Source organism: Bdellovibrionales bacterium, assembly GCA_041662785.1.
GTDB lineage: Bacteria > Pseudomonadota > Alphaproteobacteria > UBA9219 > UBA9219 > UBA8914.
This window is the reverse complement of sequence record JBAZRW010000007.1, coordinates 34,944-53,990: the sequence shown is the minus strand read 5'-3', so window position 1 is coordinate 53,990 and position 19,047 is coordinate 34,944. Positions and strand designations below refer to the sequence as shown.

Sequence of the window (19,047 nt, the reverse complement as noted above, 5' to 3'; positions counted from 1 at the left end):
GAGGCCACCTCCCACCAAAACCAGAAAAATTGACGGGTGGGAAGGGCAGTTGCAAAAAACTTTTTGAAGGGCTATGGTGCGCCTCCGCTACCCCCGTTTTTGGGTCTAGAATCTAACAAACGTGGGTGATTGGAGCAGATTTCTTCCTTTTATGCAGTCTGCTTCTGTTGGGGCGTCGCCAAGCGGTAAGGCAGTGGATTTTGATTCCACCATGCGGAGGTTCGATCCCTCCCGCCCCAACCACATCTTTTCGTTAGCGAGGAACGAGCTTACGAAAAGAGTGTCCCCGCGTAGGCGGGGACCCATTTATTTCCCTAGTGGTTCCCGAAGGAATGGAAATTGGGGCATACATTTTTCGATGCAGTCCCGAACAAAAGAATCTTGAGAATGCTTTGCTATACATAGGCAATAGTTTTTACCGTTATGCGGGACAAAAACCAAATAATCACCGGTGTTTTCCGCATGTTTTCTTCTTTCTAAAACCTGCTTCATACACTGTTCTGATAATTCTTTAGCAAAGACTTGTTTTTCAACATCTGACAAAAGTGCGGTATATCCCATTGCTTTAGAAGCACACGAGATGAGAGATGCAAATTTTGAGGTATCTTTCTTATCAAGCCCCAGCGCAAGTCTGGCATTTTCTCCCAAATGATAACTGGGGACATAAAAATGTTTTTTCCAAAAGCCGGCTAGTTCGTCTCTTTTAAACGCCGCTGCCTTCTTTATTTGTGTTTTCTCTCCTTTGTTTTCTAATGCCAGAATTTCATGAACAACAAACTGGAAGGGATATTTCATGCCCCCGTAACTTGGCATGTTAACAAGCTGTGATAGCAGAAGATTTGAGCATCTCTCTGTTATATTGTTATCTCTTATGTGACGGTCTTTGATAAACTCGACCCACCATGCTTCGTTAGTCATACAGCTGCCTTATCAAAAAAAACAAGTTAGGGGTGAAGTTATTCATGTGTTTTGGGTTACTATTCTTCCTGCACATCGGCTTTAATAAGCTTCTCGCTGATTTCAGATAGAGTCAGCCGTTTCACCTGAAGCGTGCGGATTTGTTTGGCTCGTGCGATCATCGTTTTATCAAAAAGCTGATAACCGGATTCTGTGCGCTGGGCACAGGCGATCAATCCCTCCTTCAACCAAAAACGAAGGGTCGCCGCCGTCTCCCCCGTTTGCTTTGCAAGCTCGCCAATTTTTATCAGGCTCCCTGCTTTCGGCTTCATCTGAATTGGGGAAGTGTTTTTATCAAGGGCTTTAAGATAAATATCCAAAGATCGCTCAGCCGCCTCCCCAATAAAATCTTCAAAATCATCGATGCTGCCGCCCAACTGGGCTTGTTCAAGGCCGCGGATATAACGAAGACGATCCTTTGGTCTGATAATCGCTGGCGGGTATCCTGACTGCATAAGGATGAGATTCATCAAGAGCCGCGCCGTACGGCCATTCCCATCTGTGAAAGGATGGATCGTCACAAGCCGATAATGCGCCTGCGCAGCAAGTTCAACGGGATGAAGATTAGGTTTGCTGGCAAGCCATGTGGCCAACTGTTTCATCAACGCCGCCACTTTAGCCGCATTTGGCAAGATGACCGTTGAGCCTGCGATACGCACAGGCAGGTCACGATACTGTCCCGCCGCATCATCGTGAATACCCTTCAAAACGAGGCGATGAATCTCAAGAATCGTCGCCTCATCAATTTGGTGCGTCTTCTTCTTGATTAGACTCATCACCCAATCGTAGGCCGCCGCGTGGTTGGTTGCCTCAAGATGATCCTTGAGTGGCTTTCCGGAAATCGTCAGCCCCTTTTCAAGCACCACAGCCGTTTCAGCGCGTGAGAGCGTGTTGCCCTCAATCGCGTTGCTGGTATAGGTCAGCTCGACCCGCAGCCACTCATTCAGGTTACGCGTCACCTCTGCTGGCAAAGGACGCGCCGCCGTTAGTGTTTTCTGTTTTTGGGTTAGGGCTTTGATGTTTTTCATAACCATAAAGTATCACTTAATGGTTGTGAAATCAATAAGGTGTTTTATGGGGGGGCGGCGTTCTTCCCACGCCTTTTCGCCGCTTGGCGTTTAGGTCCGCGGGGGCTAAACTCATCCACGCATGTGATCTCAACAGAGAGGAGTCGCCTATGGACATTATTGAACGCCGGTTTAGCTATGTTGGCCCTGCCATCATTAAATACGGCATCAGCTATGGCGGTGTTGTCGCGATGATTTTGTCGTATAGCGCCAACAAATCGATCCTATGGATGCTTATCCATGGGTGGTTGAGCTGGCTTTACGTCCTCTATTTCGCGCTATTTCAATCGTAAGCGGCGGCGAGGGCGCAGGGAATCCCTACTGACAGGGATCGGTGGGCGGATCGATGATCTGAATACCTTGGATCATGCCAAAGTTGGGCACTTCGCCTGCCGCCAATTTATCGCGCACCATCGCATCCAGACGTAAAATCCGCGCATAAAGCAGGTGTGTGCGCTCAAGCAATTGGCGTAGGCCCGAAGGCAACTCTTCCAATTCATTGCCGATAGGATTCTCGCACTCATCGCCGCCGCCTAGCGCATATTGCGGGGCGGAAAATTGCTCAGGCGAAATCTCACCCGACAGTAACGCCTTCATAGCCAAGAGCCATGTCATCACCTGAATAAGGCGCGCGGAAACACGCGTGTGATGATACCCAACGTGCAAGTTATGGGGGAGGTTTTGCGTCCCACGACCCGATGTTTCTTGAAACGCGATGTAGTTACGAGCCTCCATGGTCAGCGCTACGCCTTCATCAAACGTGCGATCCAAAAGCGTGGCTGTCTTGGGCATGGTGCGTCTCCTTAAGGGGTCATCCTGATTTCATCCTTTTCCACCCCTACAACAGGGAATCTTAAAAAGACGTGTACGTTCTTCTTTTTCTCATGGCGCGATATTGGTGGCTGGTGTGGGGGAAATAGATAATAGCTCAATCAAATCAATTGGATGAATGCCTTTTTGAGGCAGATTTCTTTTGCTTTATAGGGGGAGCCTCCTTTTTTGATCAAAAACGGAACAAGGGAAAAGATATTGCTGCCTCTTTCCTTGCTCTTGGCCAAAGGCGCGGAATCCTGTTATACCTTTTTAATGAAAAAGCTGTCGCCTGATTTGGTTGCTAGTGAACGCCGGCGCACCCCGCGCCGCCGCGATGATAGCCTGTTGCCCAATTTTCAGGATTTAATCGATGGCGCGGTGCAGGGCGTTTTGGTACACAGTAATTTTAGACCGCTTTACGCCAACGACTCTTTTGCACAGCTCTTTGGGTATGAGTGCGCGGAAGAGATTATGGCGTTGCCGCTCATTCGTCCCCTTTATTCGCCAGAAAGCTGGCCCGACGTTGAACAAGATTACAACGATATTATTCGCGGCGCGACTTTTGCGCCGATTGGGCGGATGCCTGCCGTGCATCGCGATGGGCGCGAGATATGGCTTTCGGTCACCAAGAGGCTTATCAATTGGCATGGGCAGCAGGCCGTCCATCTGTGCGCCTTTGATATCACGCGCCAAGTCGAGGTTGAGGCGACGATGATGGATAATGAGCAAGCTTTGCGCTCGATTTTAGAGATTTTGCCCGTGCCCGTTTTTATCGCGCGGCGCAGCGACGGGCGGATGATGTTCGTCAATCGCAAGACGTGCTTGCTGTTAGAGCAAAGCGCGGGGCCTTTGCTGAAATCCCGTTCCTCTGATTTTTATGTTGATCAAGAGGATCGCCAGCGTATCCACTCGATGATCGATACCATTCACGACGTGCGCGATATCGAAGTGCGCATGAAAACGGCGCAAGGCCGCGCCTTCTTGGCCGAGCTGGCGGCGATTGGCATGAGCTATATGGGCGCGCCCGCCACGCTCGTTTCCCTTAGCGATATTTCCAAGCGCAAGGAGCTGGAGGACGAGCTTTTCCATCAGGCCAACACGGATGAGCTAACGGGCATCAGCAATAGGCGTAGTTTTATGAATCAGGCCGAGCAGGAAATTCGTCGTGCGCGGCGCTTCGGGCGTGGGCTTTCCATCATCATGATGGATTTGGATCATTTCAAGCGGGTCAACGATACCTTTGGCCATGCGGTTGGTGACGTGACGCTGGGGACGGTTGTGCGCGCCAGCCTTGAAAGCTTGCGCGAGTCCGACATTATGGGTCGTCTGGGTGGTGAGGAATTTGCGGTTCTTTTGCCCGAGACGGAATTGCAGGCGGCCAGCGAGGTCGCAGGCCGCTTGCTCGCGCACATTCGTGAAACGCCGATTGCGATGGCGGAAGGAACGATTCAATGCACGACCAGCCTTGGCGTTGCGCAACTTAGGCCTACGGACAGCACCATCGATGATTTGCTGGTGCGTGCCGATGTCGCTCTTTTCCGCGCGAAAGAAGCAGGGCGCAACCGCGTCGAAATCGCGGAGTAGGCTTCGCTACATCCCCTCCAAAATCTTTTTGATGTTGCTTTTCATCATCGCCAGATAGGTGGGGGCGTCGCCATCGGGGGCCGAAAGCGCATCGGCGTAAAGCGTGCCGCCCATCCTTGCGCCAGTATCCTTGGCTAGCTGTTGGGTCAGGCGCGGGTCGGTCATGTTCTCGATATAAAAGGTTTTTACGCCTTCGCTTTTAATCTGATCCGTCAGTGCGGCAAGGGTTGAGGCCGAGGGCTGCGCGTCCGTGCTGATCCCCATGGGCGCAAGGATTTGCAGGCCATAGGCCTTCGCGAAATAGCCAAAGGCATCATGCGAGGTCAAAAGTTTGCGCCTTTCCGGCGCAAGGACGGCAAAAGCATTCCGCGTTTCTTGATCAAGGGCAAGAAGCTCATCGCGATAGACGCGGGCGCGTTCCTTCATTGTCGCAGCGTCGTCGGGTCTTGCGGCACTTAACGCGCCATAGATGTTTCTGACGTACAACGCGCCGTTGCGCAAATCCTGCCACGCGTGGGGATCGATGTCGCCTTCCCCTTCCATATGGCGTGGCGAGGCGCCGGCCGAGGCGACCAGAAGCTTGGCCTTCGTGCCAGAGGCCTTGATGAGTTTGTTCATCCACGGCTCAAAGCCAAGGCCGCTGATGGCGATGATGTCCGCGTTCGCGATCAGCTTAACGGCATCGGGCGTGGGATCGAAGGTATGCGCGTCTTGATCGGGGCCGACCAGCGTGTTCACTGTCACAGCCTCGCCGCCCACTTGTTGGATCATATCGCCAAGCAGGCTAAAGCTTGCCACGACCTTAAGGGGCTGCGGCGACGCGCCAGCGGGTGTGGTGACAAGGACTATGGCTAAAAGGCAAAGCGAAAGGGGAAAGCGCATGGAAAACCTCATGATGTCTTTTGAAGAAAAAGAAGCTATGGTATAGGCTATCGTCGGTTAAAATAAAAGGGGAGGGCATCATGTTCGGCATGAGTATGACGGCGCGGCTGACTGTTGCCGCAGTATTATCCGCGTGCGTGATCCTGCTCGCCCTGTGGGCATGGTAGGGGGAGCCAACGGTATGACGCAAGCGCATGTGACCCTTGACGACGTTAGTTATCACTACGGCCATCATAAGGCCTTACAGGACGTGTCGGGCGTGTTTCCTGCTGGCTCGCTGACGGCGGTGGCGGGGCCGAACGGCGCGGGCAAAAGCACGCTGCTTAAAATCATCGCGGGCGTGATGAAGCCGCAAAAAGGCCGCGTAACCGTCGCCTCCGCCTTGAAAGGCAAGATTGGCTATCTGCCGCAGGTCAGCGCGATAGAACGCGACTATCCCCTTAACGTCCGTCAAGCCGTGAGTACAGGCCTGTGGCCCGAAGCCGGAAGCTTTCCTTCGTTTCAAGAGGGAGCTTTGAAGGCACGAGTGGATCAGGCGTTGGCTGATGTGGGCTTGCAAGAGCTTGAGGCGCGACAAATTGGCGAGCTTTCGGGTGGCCAGTTTCAGCGGCTTTTGTTTGCCCGCCTGATTGTGCAAGACCCGCAATTGATTTTGTTGGATGAGCCGTTCGCGGCGATTGATGCGCAGACGATTGCGCCATTGATCCAGCAGATTATCGCGTGGCACACGCAGGGGCGCACGATCATTTGCGTGCTGCATGACTTGCTGCTTATCCGAAAATACTTTCCCGAATCCTTTTTGCTGGCGGGCAAGTGCATGGGGCGTGGCCATACGCACGCGCTGTTTGAGCAAAAGCTGCTGTCCTTCGATCTGGATATGGCCGAGCTGGTCGGGCCGGAAGAGAAGAAGCATTCAGGATTCGGGATTCAGGATTCAGGGGAAGAAATATGAGCCTTGCAGATGTTCTTGTGAGTCCCTTCACCGACTACGCTTTTATGAAGCGGGCGTTGGTTGCTGCGATGGCACTGGCGATTTCTGGCACGCCGCTGGGCGTTTTAATGATGCTACGGCGCATGACGCTTGTGGGTGATGCGCTCTCGCATGCGATTTTACCGGGTATTGCCGTTGCCTTCTTTGTGGCGGGGTTGTCGCTTTGGGCGATGACACTGGGCGGCGTGATCGCGGCGCTGATCGTGGCAGGGCTGGCTGCGTTTTTATCGCGCCTGACCGATCTGAAGGAGGACGCGGCTTTTGCGCTGCTTTACCTGCTTTCTTTGGCAGTGGGCGTGGCGTTGATTTCAATCAAGGGGGGCAGCGCTCACCTTATGCATGTCCTGTTTGGCAACATTTTGGCGATAGACCAAGACACGCTTATGCTGGTTACAGGCGTTTGCTGCCTGTCGCTTTTCACGATCGCTGCGCTTTATCGGCGGTTTGTGATCGATGGCTTTGATGGCGCGTTTATGCGCACCGCTGGCGCGCAGCGGCGTGGCGTGGGGCTTATGGGCCTTGTCTTCTTTGCGCTGCTGATGATCAATCTGGTGGCGTCGTTTCAGGCCATGGGCACGCTAATGGCGTTGGGGCTAATGGTGCTGCCCGCGCTGGCGGCTCACTTTTGGGCAAAGACAATCGATGGCATGATGCCGTTGGCGATGGGGCTGGGCGCGGTGGCCGCTTATGCGGGGCTTGTGCTGTCCTACCATACGGCTATTCCTTCCGGCCCCGCCATTGTGCTGGTGGCAGGGGGGATGACCGTGGTGTCAGCGGTATTGGGCAGGTTCGGGAGTGTGGTCGCTTGCGTCGGGCGAAAGAACTGACCGTTACCAGTTTTGATTTTCGATATAATCGTACAGGTAGCCAGAGCCAGCGCCCACAGCGCCGCCGATGGCCGCCCCGCATGCAACGCAGCCGCCCATGGCCACGGTGCTGATCGCACCGACCGTCGTGCCAATAGCGCCGCCCGTCAAGACGCGCTGTTGCCGCGCCGAAAGATCGCTGCAAGCGCCAAGGCTTACCAAGCAAACCAACAGCAAGCCGATGCGGCCTGCGCGATGGGATAAAGTTGTCATGTATTGTCTCCTAATAAATACTAACTTTACCCCCATAGCAGGAAATCCCTACCAAAAGGTTGACGGCTCTGCGCTTTTCTGCCCGAAAGCCAACAGGCGAAGGCTTTAACCCTTTGAAACTTAATTTCTATTTAGCATTTTTTTGTTTGGCCTTTGAGTACCGAAGTGCTAGATTTCAGGGCGGTTTTTGACCGCCTCGATTCTCATGAAAAAATAGGTATTCCTTTGACTGATACGCTTGTTCCGTCGCCACCACGCTCCGATATTGCTCTTGTCACCATCGAAGATGAAATGCGCAGCTCCTACCTCGATTACGCGATGAGCGTGATCGTGTCGCGCGCGCTTCCCGATGTGCGTGATGGGCTCAAGCCCGTTCATCGCCGCATTCTTTATGCGATGAAGGAAGGCGGCTACGACAGCACCAAGCCTTATAAGAAATCGGCGCGTATCGTCGGTGACGTGATGGGTAAATACCATCCGCATGGCGACAGCGCGATTTACGATGCCATGGTGCGCATGGCACAGGATTTCTCGATGCGTCTGCCGCTTGTGGACGGGCAGGGTAACTTCGGCTCGATGGATGGCGACCCTGCGGCGGCCATGCGTTATACCGAAGCGCGTTTGGCCAAGGTCGCCGAAACGCTGCTGGACGATATTGATAAGGATACGGTGGCGTTCCAGCCGAACTATGACGAAATCACGGTTGAGCCAACGGTTTTGCCAGCGCGTTATCCCAACCTGTTGGTGAACGGCGCGGGCGGCATTGCGGTCGGCATGGCCACGAACATTCCGCCTCATAATCTGGGCGAGGTCTGCAACGCTTGCGTGGCGCTGATCGACAATCCCGATCTTTCGACGGATGAGATGTTGGAAATCGTACCGGGGCCCGATTTCCCCACGGGCGGTTTGATCCTTGGTCACACGACATGCCGCACGGCGGCTCATACAGGGCGTGGCAGCATTATCATGCGCGCCCGTACGAACATTGAGGAAATCCGTAAGGATCGCCAAGCGATCATTGTGACCGAAATTCCCTATCAACAGAATAAAAAGCGCCTGATCGAAATCATCGCCGAATGTGTGCGGGACAAGACGATTGAGGGCATTTCCGATCTGCGCGACGAGTCGGATCGCGATGGTGTGCGCGTGGTGATTGAGATTAAGCGCGACGCGATGGCGGATGTTGTCTTGAACCAGTTGTTTAAGCACACGCCGCTGCAAACCAGCTTTGGCGTCAACATGCTGGCGTTGAACGGCGGTCGGCCAGAGCTTATGGGGCTTCGTGCGGTGCTGGAAGCTTTCGTGGCCTTCCGCGAAGAGGTTATCACGCGGCGCACGACCTATGAGTTGAATCAGGCCCGCGCCCGCGCCCATATCCTTGTGGGCCTTGCCGTGGCTGTCGCCAATATCGACGAAGTGATTGCCTTGATCCGTGCGGCGGCTGAGCCAGCGATTGCCAAGCAGCAGTTGATGGATCGCCCTTGGCCTGCCTCGGACATTACGGCACTCATTGCTTTGGTGGATGAAGACGGCCTGAACAAAGAGGCGGGAACCTATCGCCTCTCTGAAACGCAGGCTAAGGCCATTTTGGATTTGCGCTTGCACCGCCTGACGGGGCTGGAGCGCGACAAGATTGGCGGCGATCTGCACGCGGTGGTTGATCAGATTAAGGATTATCTGGATATTCTGGCTAATCGCGCCCGCGTTCTTGAGATCATGAAGGAAGAAATTACGGTCATCCGTGACCGCTTTGCGACGCCGCGCCGTACGACGATTGAAGCGCAAGAGTTTGAATCCGATATCGAGGATTTGATCCAGCGCGAAGAGATGGTCGTCACCACTAGTCTGTCTGGTTATATCAAGCGCGTGCCTCTTTCCACCTATCGCGCTCAGCGGCGTGGGGGGAAGGGCCGCACGGGCATGGTGACGAAGGACGAAGATTTCGTATCGGATATCTTTGTCGCCAGCACACACACGCCCATGCTGTTCTTCTCGTCCTTGGGTAAGGTTTATAAGCTGAAAGTGTACAAGCTGCCTCTCGCCTCGCCGACATCGCGTGGCAAGGCGTTGGTCAATCTGTTGCCGTTAGAGCAAGGGGAGACGATTACGACGACCCTGCATCTGCCGGAAAATGAAGCGCTGTGGGGCGAATTGTTCGCTTTGTTTGCTACTGCTTCGGGCGGCGTGCGGCGCAATAAGCTTTCCGATTTCTGCAATGTGCGCTCAAACGGCATTATCGCCATGAAGCTGGACGAGGGCGATAGCCTGATCGCCGTGCGCACAGGCAGCGGCTATGACGACATCTTGCTGGCCACCAAGGCCGGACGTGCCATTCGCTTTGCGATTGAGGATCTGCGCGTGTTTGCGGGTCGCGCCTCAACCGGCGTGCGTGGCGTGCGTCTTGCCAAGGGGGACGAGGTCATGGCCATGTCGATTCTGACGCATGTCGACGCGACGGGCGAAGAACGCGCCGCGTACATCAAACAAAGCCGCGCCCTTCGCGCGGCGGCGGGGGAGGATCAGGGCGTCGTGGAAGGCGGCCCAGAGGGCGGCGATGAGGATGAGGCGACGACGGATTTGACGCTCTCACCCGAACGCTTTGCGCAGCTCGCCTCGCAAGAGGATTTCTTGCTGACCGTTTCCGATCGCGGCTTTGGCAAGCGTTCCTCGGCCTATGAATACCGAAACACCAATCGTGGTGGGCAGGGCATCGTGAACATGAAGCTGACCGAAAAGAACGGCTCTATCGTGGCGACCTTCCCCATTAAGGATGATCAGGAAGTCATGATGGTGTCGGATGGTGGCCAGATTATCCGTATGCCTGTCCATGATGTGCGTGTGACGGGGCGTGGCTCACAGGGCGTGATTTTGTTCCGCGTTGGTGGGGACGAGCGCATCGTCTCGGTCGCCGCGCTGGATGCTGAGGAAGCGGGGGATAGCGGCGAGGCAGAGGAATGAGCGAGAGTTTCCGTATAGGCCTCTATCCGGGCACGTTTGATCCCATCACGCATGGGCATTTCGAAATCATTTGCCGCGCCACCAAGATGGTGGATAGGCTGGTGATCGGCGTGGCCAAAAATGCGGGCAAGGGGCCTTTGTTCGACACGCGTATGCGCGTCAAAATGGTGGAGGCTGAAATTGCTCCCTTGATCGAAAAGGGCGCGAAGATTGAGGTGAAAGCGTTTGACAATCTGCTGGTGCATTATGCCCGTGACATTGGTGCGGATTTGATCATTCGTGGCCTTCGCGCCGTGTCGGATTTTGAATACGAGTTTCAAATGGCGGGCATGAACCACCGCATGTGTCCGGATGTTGAGACGGTGTTTTTGATGGCCTCGGACAGGCATCAGTTTATCTCCTCGCGCTTTGTGAAAGAGATCGCTTTTCTGGGCGGGGACATTAGCTCCTTTGTCAGCGAAAAAGTGGTTAAGGAGATTGAAAAGCGCTTTTCCCAAGAGAGCGCCCGCAAGAAAATCTCTCCCGAAGTGCGGGATTAGGGTCGGATTGACTGGGTCAAGGCTGTTTTTTGTTAAAAACCCTGTTCTTTCTGGCCATACCTTTACTTTTTTGTTGACCTGAGGGCGTTGGCTTCCTACTTTGCCCCCTCGCAAGACGTGTGACCTCGTAGCTCAGTTGGTAGAGCATTTGACTTTTAATCAGAGGGCCATGGGTTCAAGTCCCATCGGGGTCACCACGCTTCGCCCTTACGGGCTACGCGTGGCGCAGCCAAGCGGAGCACGTTAGAGCGAAGCAGTGTCCGGCGTAGCTGGAGCGAAGCGTAAGCGGAGACGGACTGATAGCCATGTGGTACGTTTACATTATACGAAGCACAACTTTTCCCGATCAAGAATATACTGGTGCGACTGAGGACTTAAAACAACGCCTTGCTACGCATAACGCAGGCAGGTCGCCACATACAGCGAAGTTTGCTCCGTGGAATCTTCTTTGTTATGTTGCCGTTCAAGACAAATATACGGCTCTTGATCTTGAAAAATATCTTAAGTCACATTCCGGACGCGCTTTCGCAAAGAAACGTTTGTTATCTAGCGCGAAGTGATGGCGGCTTTTCTGTAATTGGTAGGCCGGAGGCCTGAACCCATGGAATGGGTTCACAATTTCGTTAGTGAGCGCAAGACGAAGACGAAGCGCGAACTTACGAAAGTGCTGCGCAGCAAGGAAGCTTTTGCGACCGTAGCGAGCACATTCCCATCGGGGTCACCATTTGCTAAAATTTGAGATTTTTTGTCTTAGGCTTGGATTAATGTAATTACTTTCATGATATTGCACTATAATGTGCGTCTGTACGTAGCTGATTTATAACATTCCTAATGAACAACAAATTGATGACCAAGCCCAATAAAAACATTTTCTTTTTTACAGATATTTCGGAGTCGATCGGAACGGGTCATTTTTGGCGTTCGGCGCGGCTAGCCCAAACCTTGGGGCAAACACATCCAGAGGCATGTGTAACGATGATGATGACCGATAATGTTGTATCACGGCGTGCGGTTGAAAGATTTTGTACTGCATCACCAAACAGTGGAATAGTTTTTCTCTTTGATAACGAGGCTGTTCCCCAAAAGGGAACAAGCCAAAATGCTTTTGAACTACTGCCGCCGGATTACATTGCTAAATTCCCTGCCGACCGCGATTTAACAATCATTGATAGTTATCGAATTTGTGCCGAGGAGCTGCGGCAATTAAAAACTCATGGAACAGTTGGCGTTGTGGATGATTTTGGGCATATCCCTGATCTTGGCGGTGAGCATGTTGATTTTGTTATCAATGCTAATAACTTTGGAGCCTCTTATTCTGGTGCATCCCAGCCAAAAGTATTTGCTAGCCCCAATTATCATTTTCTTTCCCCTGATTTATTTGTTGACCACCCACACAATCCTAACTCGGTTGTTATTACATTTGGGGGAACAGATAAGGGGCATTTGGGACTAAAATTGCTTGATCGTATGTGGAGGGAAGACCCTTCAACGCTAAACAATTTTGAAATTAAAGTGGTTGTTCCATGCCCAGAGAATGAGCAGGTCTATCGTGCATCCGCTCTCATGACAGCGATGCAAGATCGATTGGAAATAGTACGGCAGTATAATCCGGCTGATTTCTTTGGACGGGCGGGGATGATTATCTGCGCAGGTGGACAGACTGTCCCAGAAGCGCAAGCGGCAGGTGTTCGCTTTGTCGGCATTGTTAGCCTGAACCAGACACAAACATCCGTATGTCGTTGGGCTAAACGCCAAGGTATAGAGGTTGCTAATTACGAAGGCCTTGGCGGTGAGAATCTAGAATTGGAAGAGACGCACTTTGCGAAAGCTTGCTTAAATGTGCTGCGACTTGACGGAGCCGTTCAGCTTCCACAACAGAACCCAAATGGATTCCCCCACCTTGTGGATGATTTGTGGGCGTATGCAAATGACTCGATTTTACGTCCAGAAGCAACCGCGAAAGCCCCCCGCCATAGTACCAAAAGGTTAGACATTTGCGCAACCGAGAGAGGGATAATGGTCGCGATTATAGCAGCGCATAAATGGTTGCACTAGACAAAGATAAAATCGTTAAAATATTTACCATACCCTTCTGTTTCAAGAAAATGGCCAGAACTTGCCTTGGAAAAGGCGCCACCCCTTTTTAAGTCTGCCTATAGACGACGATTTTTACTTTTAAGAGGCCAACGGTTAGAACCTCTATCGGGTCCCAATCCGGTAGGTGTGTTTCGTTTAAGATGATAAGCGCGCCGGAGGGAAGCTCGGCCTTCAATTTTTTTGCCATTCGTTCCTGAACCTTTCCGTTGATAAAAAGCACGACGGCATCAACGCCCGACAGGTCATAGCGCCAAAAATCTTCGCGCTTATAATCGACATTGGTGACACGCCAAAGCCAGCGGCGGAGCAGGGAGAGAAGAAAGGGGGTCAACGAGATTTCAAGCCCCGTGATGTGGGCGGAAGGGATAGCTCGGCCAATTTCCAGCGTTAACTTGCCTGTGCCTGAGCCTAAATCCAGAATGTGCAAGGGACTTGGCGTGTTGTGTTGCGCCGCCTCTTTTTGAAGAATCTCGACCATCTTTTTTCTAACGGAGGGAAAAGAGGTCACTGTGGGAACGCCCGTTTTCAGGGTATAAAGCTCACACGTCAGGATAAGAAACAAAACGATGCCAATTGCATACCAAAATATCAAGGGGGCTCCTGCGCTAGAAACGCCGGCATGCTCTCCTTATTCTCCATAAAAGACAAGGGGAAAACCTCTTTTAATCACGGCGTAAATTCATAAACCCTTTATTCATAAACCATAAACCATATCTTCATGCCCTTGCCGTAAGATGGCTCTGTTCTAATTTCCTCAAGGAGGCACTGAAATGGGCAAGGTTTATCAGGATGAAGGGGCGGCTTTGCGCGATATTCTGCGCGATGGCATGTCAATTGCCGTCGGCGGCTTTGGCCTTTGCGGCATTCCTGAGCATTGCCTGCGTGTCATTGCCGAGTCCGGTGTTAAAGGCCTGACCATCGTTAGCATCACCGCACATGTTGATGGCTATGGCATTGGGCAGCTGCTTGATAACGGGCAGGTCAAGAAGGTCATCGGTTCCTATCTTGGCGAGAACAACAATTTTGCGCAGCTTTATATCACGGGCAAGTTGGAGGTTGAGTTTAACCCCCAAGGCACGTTGGTGGAGCGCATGCGTGCAGGTGGGGCGGGCATCGCCGGTTTCTATACGCGGGTCGGCGTCGATACGGTGGTAAGCGAGGGCAAGGAAATCCGCGAGTTTAATGGCCGCCGCTATGTTTTGGAAACGGGCATCACGACCGATCTTTCGATTATCAAGGCGTGGAAGGGCGATGAGGAAGGCAACCTTGTCTATCGCATGACCGCGCGCAACAGTAATCCTCAAGCCGCTGTGTGTAGCAAGATGACGGTGGCAGAGATTGAGGAAATGATCCCGACGGGCCAACTGGATCCGAACGCGATCCACACCCCCGGCATTTATGTGCAACGCCTTTTCAAAGGCAAGGCTTTTGAAAACCGCATTGAACGCCGCACCACGCGCAGCGCCTAATTCAAAGGAGAAAACCTATGGCTTGGACTCGTGAACAAATGGCGCAGCAAGCGGCCAAAGAATTAAAAGACGGATTCTATGTCAATCTGGGCATTGGTATCCCGACTTTGGTTTCCAATTATATTCCCGAAGGGATGCATGTCGTTTTGGAAAGCGAAAACGGTATGTTGGGGACGGGGCCGTTTCCGACCGAAGCCGAACTTGATGGCGATCTGGTCAATGCCAGCAAGCAGACGGTCACGCTGCTCCCCTATGGCTCGTATTTTGATAGTGCGGAGTCTTTTGCGATGATCCGTGGCGGCCATGTTGATCTGGCCATTTTGGGCGCGATGGAAGTTTCGGAAAAAGGCGACATTGCGAACTGGATGGTTCCCGGAAAGATTGTCAAGGGCATGGGCGGCGCGATGGATCTGGTGTCGGGCGTGCGCCGCGTGATCGTGTGTATGGAGCATAATTCAAAAGACGGTGAGCCAAAGGTGCGCAAGCAATGCACGCTGCCGCTTACGGGCTCTGGCATGGTGCGGCATATTGTCACGGACATCTGCGAGTTTGAGTGCACACGTGACGAAGGGCTTATCCTCACCGCGATAGCCTCGGACGTTACGCTGGACGAGGTGCGTGCGCGCACCGAGGCGGATTTTAAGGTTGTCCCGATGTAAGTTTCTGGTCATGCTGGACTTAAGAAAACGCCGGAAAGAGGGGACTCTTTTCGGCGTTTTCTTGTGCATTAACCTTGTTTTGTCGATTTGGTTTCAAAAATCCTGTGCTATAAATGGCTGCGTTTTTTATAAACCATAAGGATTATTAGCATGAGAGTTTCTACCTTTATCGGAAAAACAATTGTTGGTGTTGCCCTTCTTAACGCGGTGGCGTGGGGCGTGAAAGAAATCAACAAGGCTCCTCCTTTTCAGGAAGCCTATCGCGAGATTTGTCAAACCCATCCGGCAGGCTGCGATTTGGGGCGCACCTCGAACAATGTCTTGCAAGCGTCAACAGCCTTTGTCGATACGCTTTTGATTAGGGGCTTGTCTGGCGTCGCACATGGGGTTTCTTTTCTGGCAGGGTGGACGGGCAGCGCTTTTCATTTTACGCAGGCCAAGCCCCATTCCCCAGAAGCGCCTGAGCCGGCCTTCCTTCGCCCCGAGCAAAAAAAGAAAAAGATACAGGAGCCGTCCCCTATCCTTGATCAATAAGGACTGCGTTTTAAAAACCGCCTGAGGAGGGGAGAGCCCTCTTCAGGCGTTTTTTATGCTGCAGTGCAGCGGAAAAATCTCTGGACAAACGGGAATAGTCCCATTATTGTGCCGTCCATTGTGTTTTTTCATTCTTTTTGAGAAGGAGGCCTCATGGCTCACTACCGCCGTCCCGTTTCTTCCGATTTGCGTTTTAACATTCCCACAACCTCTGGCGACCTTGGTCCACAAGAGCGCTGGCAACATGCGGGCCGCATGCTGGAGCCGATCAAGCATAATTTAGAAGGCGGCGTTCACGCGCGCACGGTTGAGGAGAGCATCCTTGACGTGCTGCATATCAAAAAAGTGATCACGTCTTTGCAGCGTCACGCCGCGCTGCGCCTTCGCGCCGACTTTCTGGCGGCGGGGATGGGCGCTCATTTGGTCGCCAGCTATAACCCCGCGCCTTTGGGTTTTTCTGTTACGGCGGCGTTTCGTGACCGTTCGGACAAGCAAGAGGAGGCGTACCAGCGCTGGCGCGTTGCGGTTAAATCAGTAAGCGGCGCGTTGATTGATGTTGTCGTTGGGGCGGCTTGTTGTGATGAGATGCCCGCGCCAGAGCATGAGGCCTTCCTTAAGGTCGGCCTTGCGAAACTGGTTTTGCATTATGGCCTCAGCGGCCTAGACGAGGATGTTGACGAGGCTACCGCGTGGCAGGTTGGAAGCGGGAGCGATCTTGCTCATCGCCGTTTGCTTCATTAGGGCTTTGCCCTGCTCAACGGTTTGTTGAAGTTGGTCGATGATGGCGTCCGTGGCCTTCGCGCTGCTTTTAAGCGCAACCATGCCCCCGCTTTGCGCCTGATTTTGCGACTGAAGCACCGAACGCATTGCGTTGCCTACGATGGAATCGACCATAGAACCCTCAAAAAAGCTTTGCCGCCGCCCAAGATCGGGTGGGGACACCGTTAAGACAGTACCATTCTTTCGTTGATTCTGTTAACAAAAAGTTTACTTAGTTAACCAGCAACAGAAAAAATGAGAAAAATCTAAAAATAATTCGATTTTTCACTTGACATGAGGGATTCGCTTGTGATATTGACATTGCCATGCGGAGCTGTGTCCGGAATTAGGATTCAGCATTCGGCATTTAGGATTCGGGGAAAAGAAGGGCTTCGTGGCAACGCGAGGCCTTTTTTGTTGGGCGGAGGAAAGGTGGCGGAAAGAGGGGCGTGCTTTCCGTTACGCCCATTGCGTCATCCCCGCGAAAGCGGGGATCCAGTTTTCTTTTTTTGCAAAGAAGAACAAGTCGCCATGGTCATAACGGATAGACATTTAAAACAAACGGGATCCCCGCTTTCGCGGGGATGACGGAGGGGGAGGGGCTGGAATGACGATGGGAAGGGAATAACGCGGGAGAGAATAGTAAAGGGGAGAGATTATGCAAAAGCCAAAAGCAAAACCAAAAAGAGAAACAAAACTAAAATCGGATTCCGCATCTTCGGCCTTGGCTGATGCCAAGGCCTACGCGCGGAATGACGGAGGTGGGGGTGAGGTCGGGATAAGGGCAAAACCAAAGCCAAAAGCAAAACCAAAAAGAGAAACAAACCTAAAACCCAAAGCAAGTGCAAAACCAAAACAAAAGAAAAAAACGGAATCCAAAGAAAAGAAAAAACCTAAGCCCTCCGTCCCGCGTAGTGCGGCGCGGATTAAAAAGCAGGTGCGTGAGGTTTTGATGACGCTCTTGGACGAAAACGAAAGCGGCTCTGTTCGCATTGCGGCGGCCAAGGCGCTGATGGAACAAATGGACAGAAAGGATGGTAACAACGATGAAGCTAGTCGCCACGAGGAAGAAGAACGCGCTGCCGCCATCGACGAAGCGTGCGCCCTTCTTGTCTCTCTTGCCGCCGCCAAATCTGGCCGCGTTCGTCGCGCGGGCAAGGTGGCTTAAAGAGGCGCGGCGCGATCAGCTGACGCCTCGCGGGAAGTGGCGCTTATGGTTGGTTCTGGCGGGACGTGGTTGGGGAAAGACTCGTACGGGGGCGGAGGACATTGCGGCGTTTGCGCTGTGGAACGCGGGCAGCCGCATCGGCGTGATCGCGCCGACCTTTGCCGATGCGCGGGATGTGTGCGTGGAGGGCGAAAGTGGCTTGCTACGCGCCCTGCCACCCGCTTGCGTGGCCGCGTGGCATCGCTCAACCGGCGATTTGGTTTTGTTCAATGGTAGCCGGATCAAGCTGTATTCCGCCGACCAGCCAGAGCGGCTGCGTGGGCCTCAACATCACCGCGTGTGGTGCGATGAGCTGGGCGCGTGGCCCAGCGCCGCCGCGCTGGATCAGATGTGGTTCGGCTTGCGCCTTGGCCGCGATCCACGCGTGATCGTCACCACGACGCCGCGCAATACCAAGGCGCTCCGCGAGCTGATCGCAAGAGAAGGGCAGGACGTTAGGCTAACGCGCGGCACGACATTCGACAATGCGGACAATCTGCCCGCCGTGATGTTGACGCAACTGAAGAAGCAATTTGAAGGCACGCGTCTGGGTCGCCAAGAATTGAACGCCGAGATTTTAGAGGATACGGAAGGCGCGCTATGGCTACGCGATGCCATCGACGCCACCCGCGTGCGGGATCGCCCTCCGTTGGTTCGCGTGATTGTCGCGGTCGATCCTGCCATGAGCAGCAGGGCGAGCAGCGACGAAACGGGCATCATCGCCGCTGGCCTTGGCGAGGATGGTCGGATTTATATTTTGGCCGACTGGTCGTGCCGCAAATCGCCCGAGGCTTGGGCGCGGCGCGTTATTCAACTGTATGAGAAGGAGAAAGCCCAAATGATTGTCGCTGAAACCAATGCGGGCGGCGAGCTGGTGGAGCGTCTGCTACGCCAGATTATGCCGTCTATTTTCTTTAAGCCAGTGCGGGCCATACGCGGCAAGGTTGACCGTGCCTTGCCCGTCGCCGCGCTGTATGAGCAGGAGCGTGTTTGCCACGTTGGCTCTTTTCCTCAATTAGAGGATCAGATGACGCGCTTCACGCCGGAGGGTGTGGCAAAAAAATCGCCCGACCGCGTGGACGCGATGGTTTGGGCCGTTACAGAATTGAGTGAGCCTGTGAGGCGTGGAGAGCCGAGGATTAGGGAATTGTAGGGTCAGAGTTCAGAGTTCGGGGAAGATGCCTCTCCACTTGCGGCCTGTCTACGCTGCTTACGCAGCTTCGCCAAGGTCAGGGTCTTGCGTCCGGCGAAGCCTTTGGCGTAGCCGGAGAGAGGAAGCAAAAACTTGGGTTTGCCGTAGGCAATCCCTTAGTTTTTGCAGGTAAGGGGTTACAAAAAAAAGAGCGAGAAAGCGTAACCCCCTTCCTGAAAAATCTAAGGCGTTACTTCCGTAACGCCAAGATTTTTCTTCCTTCCCCGCAAGGGGGAAGGCAACACGCTTTTCCTGACCCC

The 19,047-nt window shown here is 53.3% G+C and carries 19 protein-coding genes and 2 tRNA genes; 15 read left to right on the top strand and 6 right to left on the bottom strand.

Annotated elements, in window-relative coordinates; genetic code table 11:
- Positions 1–168 precede the first annotated feature (168 nt).
- Positions 169–243, top strand: a tRNA-Gln gene (locus tag WC612_06420).
- A 63-nt stretch (positions 244–306) separates the two neighbouring features.
- On the opposite strand, the gene WC612_06415 is transcribed toward WC612_06420, so the two are convergent.
- Positions 307–918 carry a hypothetical protein gene (locus WC612_06415; protein MFA6280407.1) on the bottom strand — a complete coding sequence of 204 codons (612 nt, stop codon included), beginning with the start codon at positions 916–918 and terminating at the stop codon, positions 307–309.
- Positions 919–977: 59 nt separating this feature from the next.
- On the bottom strand, positions 978–1,991 hold the full coding sequence (locus tag WC612_06410) for a Fic family protein (protein ID MFA6280406.1): 1,014 nt from the start codon (positions 1,989–1,991) through the stop codon (positions 978–980).
- A gap of 143 nt (positions 1,992–2,134) precedes the next feature.
- Between WC612_06410 and WC612_06405 the strand changes: the two genes are divergently transcribed.
- Positions 2,135–2,317 (top strand): hypothetical protein, encoded by a 183-nt coding sequence (locus WC612_06405; GenBank protein ID MFA6280405.1) that lies wholly within the window; start codon positions 2,135–2,137, stop codon positions 2,315–2,317.
- 25 nt (positions 2,318–2,342) lie between these two features.
- Here the strand turns inward: WC612_06405 and WC612_06400 are convergent, their stop codons facing one another.
- A complete protein-coding gene (locus WC612_06400; GenBank protein ID MFA6280404.1) occupies positions 2,343–2,816 on the bottom strand; it encodes a DUF1465 family protein in 474 nt (157 codons plus the stop codon).
- 207 nt (positions 2,817–3,023) lie between these two features.
- Here WC612_06400 and WC612_06395 point away from each other — a divergent pair, with 207 nt between their 5' ends.
- Positions 3,024–4,421, top strand: a complete 1,398-nt coding sequence (locus WC612_06395; protein ID MFA6280403.1) for a diguanylate cyclase — start codon at positions 3,024–3,026, stop codon at positions 4,419–4,421.
- A gap of 6 nt (positions 4,422–4,427) precedes the next feature.
- Here WC612_06395 and WC612_06390 read toward each other — a convergent pair whose 3' ends face one another.
- Positions 4,428–5,303 (bottom strand): zinc ABC transporter substrate-binding protein, encoded by an 876-nt coding sequence (locus WC612_06390; GenBank protein MFA6280402.1) that lies wholly within the window; start codon positions 5,301–5,303, stop codon positions 4,428–4,430.
- Between the two features lie 181 nt (positions 5,304–5,484).
- On the opposite strand from WC612_06390, the gene WC612_06385 reads away from it, so the two are divergent.
- Both WC612_06385 and WC612_06380 read left to right on the top strand, forming a co-directional pair.
- Complete coding sequence (locus WC612_06385) at positions 5,485–6,255, top strand: ABC transporter ATP-binding protein (GenBank protein ID MFA6280401.1); 771 nt, start codon at positions 5,485–5,487, stop codon at positions 6,253–6,255.
- The gene (locus WC612_06380) at positions 6,252–7,121 is read left to right on the top strand and encodes a metal ABC transporter permease (protein MFA6280400.1); all 870 of its coding nucleotides are present in this window, start codon (positions 6,252–6,254) and stop codon (positions 7,119–7,121) included. Before WC612_06385 ends, WC612_06380 begins: the two co-directional genes overlap by 4 nt.
- Before the next feature lie 3 nt (positions 7,122–7,124).
- Here the strand turns inward: WC612_06380 and WC612_06375 are convergent, their stop codons facing one another.
- Entirely contained in the window at positions 7,125–7,373 is a 249-nt protein-coding gene (locus WC612_06375; GenBank protein MFA6280399.1) for a hypothetical protein, read from the bottom strand.
- Positions 7,374–7,598: 225 nt separating this feature from the next.
- On the opposite strand from WC612_06375, the gene gyrA reads away from it, so the two are divergent.
- The 4 genes from gyrA to WC612_06355 all read left to right on the top strand — a co-directional run bounded on the left by gyrA (position 7,599) and on the right by WC612_06355 (position 12,925).
- Entirely contained in the window at positions 7,599–10,331 is a 2,733-nt protein-coding gene (gene gyrA / locus WC612_06370) for a DNA gyrase subunit A (GenBank protein MFA6280398.1), read from the top strand.
- Positions 10,328–10,870, top strand: coding sequence for a pantetheine-phosphate adenylyltransferase (coaD, locus tag WC612_06365; protein MFA6280397.1), 543 nt, complete (start codon positions 10,328–10,330; stop codon positions 10,868–10,870). Before gyrA ends, coaD begins: the two co-directional genes overlap by 4 nt.
- 121 nt (positions 10,871–10,991) lie before the next feature.
- A tRNA-Lys gene (locus WC612_06360) sits at positions 10,992–11,067 on the top strand.
- A gap of 649 nt (positions 11,068–11,716) precedes the next feature.
- The gene (locus WC612_06355; protein MFA6280396.1) at positions 11,717–12,925 is read left to right on the top strand and encodes a hypothetical protein; all 1,209 of its coding nucleotides are present in this window, start codon (positions 11,717–11,719) and stop codon (positions 12,923–12,925) included.
- 88 nt (positions 12,926–13,013) lie between these two features.
- On the opposite strand, the gene WC612_06350 is transcribed toward WC612_06355, so the two are convergent.
- Positions 13,014–13,559 (bottom strand): class I SAM-dependent methyltransferase, encoded by a 546-nt coding sequence (locus WC612_06350; GenBank protein MFA6280395.1) that lies wholly within the window; start codon positions 13,557–13,559, stop codon positions 13,014–13,016.
- Between the two features lie 178 nt (positions 13,560–13,737).
- Between WC612_06350 and WC612_06345 the strand changes: the two genes are divergently transcribed.
- The 6 genes from WC612_06345 to WC612_06320 all read left to right on the top strand — a co-directional run bounded on the left by WC612_06345 (position 13,738) and on the right by WC612_06320 (position 18,748).
- Positions 13,738–14,436 carry a CoA transferase subunit A gene (locus WC612_06345; protein ID MFA6280394.1) on the top strand — a complete coding sequence of 233 codons (699 nt, stop codon included), beginning with the start codon at positions 13,738–13,740 and terminating at the stop codon, positions 14,434–14,436.
- Positions 14,437–14,453: 17 nt separating this feature from the next.
- Positions 14,454–15,095: a CoA transferase subunit B gene (locus tag WC612_06340; protein MFA6280393.1), complete on the top strand. Its 642-nt coding sequence runs from the start codon at positions 14,454–14,456 to the stop codon at positions 15,093–15,095.
- A 150-nt stretch (positions 15,096–15,245) separates the two neighbouring features.
- The gene (locus WC612_06335) at positions 15,246–15,629 is read left to right on the top strand and encodes a hypothetical protein (GenBank protein ID MFA6280392.1); all 384 of its coding nucleotides are present in this window, start codon (positions 15,246–15,248) and stop codon (positions 15,627–15,629) included.
- 153 nt (positions 15,630–15,782) lie between these two features.
- Positions 15,783–16,370, top strand: coding sequence for a DUF6456 domain-containing protein (locus WC612_06330; protein MFA6280391.1), 588 nt, complete (start codon positions 15,783–15,785; stop codon positions 16,368–16,370).
- A gap of 676 nt (positions 16,371–17,046) precedes the next feature.
- Positions 17,047–17,556 carry a hypothetical protein gene (locus WC612_06325; GenBank protein MFA6280390.1) on the top strand — a complete coding sequence of 170 codons (510 nt, stop codon included), beginning with the start codon at positions 17,047–17,049 and terminating at the stop codon, positions 17,554–17,556.
- Positions 17,498–18,748: a terminase family protein gene (locus tag WC612_06320; protein ID MFA6280389.1), complete on the top strand. Its 1,251-nt coding sequence runs from the start codon at positions 17,498–17,500 to the stop codon at positions 18,746–18,748. The genes WC612_06325 and WC612_06320 overlap by 59 nt, the downstream gene beginning before the upstream one ends.
- The last annotated feature ends 299 nt before the right edge of the window (positions 18,749–19,047 follow it).